This window comes from Marinobacter sp., assembly GCF_040904845.1.
Classification (GTDB): domain Bacteria; phylum Pseudomonadota; class Gammaproteobacteria; order Pseudomonadales; family Oleiphilaceae; genus Marinobacter.
Window position 1 is genome coordinate 1 of the sequence record NZ_JBBDSR010000083.1, and the last position, 3,606, is coordinate 3,606.

General features: G+C 54.4%; 4 protein-coding genes and 4 pseudogenes. 2 read left to right on the plus strand and 6 right to left on the minus strand.

The genetic code is table 11. The features are described from left to right. From WD429_RS11250 to WD429_RS11260, 3 pseudogenes are all read right to left on the minus strand, one after another. Positions 1–689: pseudogene (locus tag WD429_RS11250) on the minus strand (hypothetical protein); the annotation flags it as partial. Between the two features lie 9 nt (positions 690–698). Then, positions 699–794: pseudogene (locus WD429_RS11255) on the minus strand (hypothetical protein); the annotation flags it as partial. Then, positions 749–844: pseudogene (locus WD429_RS11260) on the minus strand (hypothetical protein); the annotation flags it as partial. The pseudogenes WD429_RS11255 and WD429_RS11260, both read right to left, overlap by 46 nt. A 5-nt stretch (positions 845–849) precedes the next feature. Here WD429_RS11260 and WD429_RS11265 point away from each other — a divergent pair. Further along, positions 850–1,014, plus strand: coding sequence for a SymE family type I addiction module toxin (locus WD429_RS11265; protein ID WP_368422272.1), 165 nt, complete (start codon positions 850–852; stop codon positions 1,012–1,014). Positions 1,015–1,049: 35 nt separating this feature from the next. On the opposite strand, the gene WD429_RS11270 is transcribed toward WD429_RS11265, so the two are convergent. Genes WD429_RS11270 through WD429_RS11280 form a run of 3 tightly spaced genes read right to left on the minus strand, consistent with a single transcriptional unit; the run spans position 1,050 to position 3,307 of the window. Beyond that, positions 1,050–1,625, minus strand: a complete 576-nt coding sequence (locus WD429_RS11270) for a hypothetical protein (protein ID WP_368422269.1) — start codon at positions 1,623–1,625, stop codon at positions 1,050–1,052. Between the two features lie 11 nt (positions 1,626–1,636). Then, complete coding sequence (locus WD429_RS11275) at positions 1,637–3,052, minus strand: RHS repeat-associated core domain-containing protein (protein WP_368422270.1); 1,416 nt, start codon at positions 3,050–3,052, stop codon at positions 1,637–1,639. Beyond that, positions 3,053–3,307: an RHS repeat domain-containing protein gene (locus tag WD429_RS11280; RefSeq protein WP_368422271.1), complete on the minus strand. Its 255-nt coding sequence runs from the start codon at positions 3,305–3,307 to the stop codon at positions 3,053–3,055. Positions 3,308–3,421: 114 nt separating this feature from the next. On the opposite strand from WD429_RS11280, the pseudogene WD429_RS11285 reads away from it, so the two are divergent. Next, positions 3,422–3,606 (plus strand): annotated as a pseudogene (locus tag WD429_RS11285) (ATPase); the annotation flags it as partial.

Consider the following 3,606-nt stretch of genomic DNA (forward strand, 5'->3'; position numbering starts at 1 on the left):
TGGGTGCGGTTGCCGGCGGCGTCATAGCCATACGAGAGCACCGAGCCGTCGGGCTGGATCTCTTCAACCAGACGGTTCTGGGCATCGTAGCTATACCGGGTAGTGCCTTCCGGGTTGGTGGCGGTCAGGCGGTTGCCGACAGCGTCGTAGGTATAACGCTCTGTGGTGCCGTCACCGTAGGTTACCTGGGTCAGCCGCTGGCTGAGGTCGTAGCTGTAGCTGGTGGTCTGGCCATTGAAGTCGGTATGGCTCAGGCGGTTACCCGCAACATCGTAGGTGAAGCTTTCGATCTGCCCCATGGGCAGGGTGCGGGAGAGCACGCGGCCCTGGCTGTCGTAGGTCCAGCGCGTGGTGCGGCCTTCGGCGTCCGTCTGGGTCAGTTTGTTGCCAGCTTCGTCGTAGGTGTAAGTAGTAACACCGTCGAGGGCGTCGGTCACTTTCGTCAGGCGGCCCAGGGCATCGTATTCGTACTCGGTAGTACGGCCGTTCTGGTCGGTGCTCGCCGTGCGGCGGCCCAGAGCATCGAAAGTTTCTGTTACCGTGGTGCCATCGTGGAAGCGGGTCTGGGTCCGCTGGTCGAGGGCATTGTAGGTGTACTCTGTGGTATGGCCGTTGGCGTCGGTCTCGCGGATCAGGTTGCCGTCGGCGTCATAGGCATAGCTGTGGCGATTGCCCAGCGCGTCCACCACGGCGGTGCGACGGCCCGCCGCATCGTAGGTGGTCGAAATATCCCCCTCTGGCTGCCGTCCGGGTGATAGGTTTCCGTCAGCCGGCCGTAGGCGTCGTAGCCGTATTCGGTACGCTGCCCCAAAGCGTCGATACTGGCCCCCTGATCGCTCGCCACGTTGTATTCCGGGCGGCGGTTGTGCTGCCGTCCGGCCGGTTCCGTGGATTCTGCCGCAGAGCCAATGGCTGGATATGGCCGGTTTTGCTGTGGGCACGCCGTTTAAGGTTCGGGTGATAAAGCGGTGTTTGGTGATTACCCTGAACGGCAGTGCTTTTCAAAGATTCTGACCTTTTGATCCGCAGAACAGACTCAAATCAACATGTCAACGGCATAAAGCGTCTCGAAGCTTCTCATAAGAACGCTGGACCAAGCTTTCAACAACTTCCTTCTCAGACGGATGCACGTTAACCTTGAACTGCGGCCACATCTCTAAGTAATAAAGAAATCGTAGTATTTCTTGCGATATCATTTCACAACGATATTTTTTTGTTTGAGTTTCAGCATACTCCATCTCGCCTTCATGGTCCGACAGCCTATATGCCAAATCTTCCGCTTTATCACCAACAACGATGTCATTTTTTAGAATACGATCTAACTGTTTGTTAGCGGCATCACTGGACCCAACTCTTCGGTAAAGTGCTGATAAAAGAATTATGCCTTGGCCCACATGCCCCCACTGATCTATATTCTCATCATCACATTCAATGTCATTGACATAGCCTTCCAAAAACTCTATCGCCTCAGCTAAAAAATCTAACGCCACTAGATAATTAGCGAAGATAGCCGCCTGATGTAGCTGCTTCCCACTTGACGACTTAAAGTTATTTAAAAGGCTTTGCCTTGACCTCTTCATAAAAGCGTTGATCGCCACCCTTTCCGGCAAGATAATTTCGTACATAAAGTTACAACCTATTTTTTCTTCCCACCTAGAGGCAGCGCCACTGTGAGCGGAATATTTCGATCCGCAACGACTATAAACTCTTCTCCACTTCTCATGCGACTAGACAGAAATCCAAAATGTCCGCCGACTGACATGTTTTCAATCGCTGGAACTTGCCTTAATGATACGGAAACAGGGTAACCTCTCGGTCCACCCTCTCGAGTTTTGAAAAATGGATATTCGTCACACTGGTAGCCTGCCTTGGGAATTCGACATTCCGGCTTTGTTTTATACCATTTCCTATTTCCAGCTTTTACTTTGTCATACTTAAGAACTATAGTATGCGGCATCTGAGCATCGCGGATATGGTCTGCCATGTGAGGATTGTCCTGACCTACAATCAACAAATTCGCCCGTAAGCCGCACTTATTTTTCTTCCTAATACAAGCGCGTACTGACTTAAGGGCATGACTTGCCAGCTTGCCCGACTGTTTTATAGTCGTTGTTATCGCTCGGTTGACAAACATTCTTAATGCGCTAGATCCAACAGCACGACCACCAAGCTGTACCGTCGCGTTCATTCCTATGCTTAAATTGCCCAACGAGAAATTTCCTGTCGGATCAGTAAAGTTCGCCGGATCAGCATTGGCATACAAATACTTGTGCAGGGTTACGGGGTCTTGACCGTTCCCCATCCACGTATCCATCTGCGTAAACCGCCCAGCTCCCTGGTCGTAATACCGCGCCCGCAGATAGTACTGGTCCATGCTCGGATCCAACTGCTCCCCGGTATACCGATAGGCGTTCTCGGTGTCGCCGGAACTGGCCAGCAATACCCCAAAGGCATCGTAGTCGTAGCTGTCTGTTAAAGAGCCGCTCGCATTCGCCAGCGCCCGGGTGGAGCCGTGGCCGTCGTACAGGTAGTAAGAAGGATTGCCTGCACGGGTCTGCGAGACCAGGTCATCCCCGTAAGTGTAGCTCACCTCCGTGGTGCCGTTGGTTACCTCCGCCAGCACCTGGGCGTAGTCCCGGTTACTGTCCACCACGTAGTTCGTGGCCTGGCCATTTTCCGTCTTGCGGGTGCGGATGCCGTCGGCGTTGTAGCCGTAGCTGGCGGTCAGGCCCGGTTTTTCCACTTCGATGAGCTGGTTGCGGCCATCGTAGTGGTAGCGGGTGACCTGGCCGTCTTCCGTCTCGGTCAGGGTGTTGCCGTTGGCGTCGTAGCTGTAGCTGACGCCGCCCTGTTGGGTGAGGCGGTCGTTGTTGTCGTAGCTGTAGGCGGTGTGCACCCCGTTGATGATGCTGTAAGTGCGGTTGCCCACCTTGTCGAACTTGTACTCGGCGCTGTAATCGCCATTCACCGGGTCGGTGATGGTTTCGCCGGTCAGGCGGTACAGCTCGTCGTAGGTATAACTGGTGGTGCGGCCGCTGTGAGCCTCCTGCACCTAGGTACGGCGGCCGGTGGCGTCCAGGTTGTAGGCGTAGTCCGCCACGATCTGGTCCGCCGCATCCGTGGTGGTGAGGCGGGTCAGGCGGTTCTGGGCATCGTAGCTATTTCGGGTAGTGCCTTCCGGGTTGGTGGCGGTCAGGCGGTTACCCGCAGCGTCGTAGGTGTAGGTGGTTACCCCATCGAGGGCGTCGGTCTCACTAGTGACGCGGCTTGCGGCATCATAGGTGGTCCCAGTGTGGCAACGGCTCACTGCCTGTCTAGTGGATCCCTCAGGGGCATGAAAACTTTGTCCGAATGTTGGCTACTGCAAAAAAGGACTAAACTCTATACTATTCGCGAGTGATTTCTCTTAGGATGTGGTCGTATGGCCAGCGCAGAACAGATCAAAGCCTTGCTCAAGTCTCATATGAATGGGGATGACAGCCATTTTTATTCGGTTGCCATGCAGTTGGCTGCGCATGAAGCAAAACTTGGTCATGGTAAAGTGGCCATTGAGTTGCGCGAACTGATCAATGCGGCCAAATCTCAGTCTTCCATCACCTCTGACCG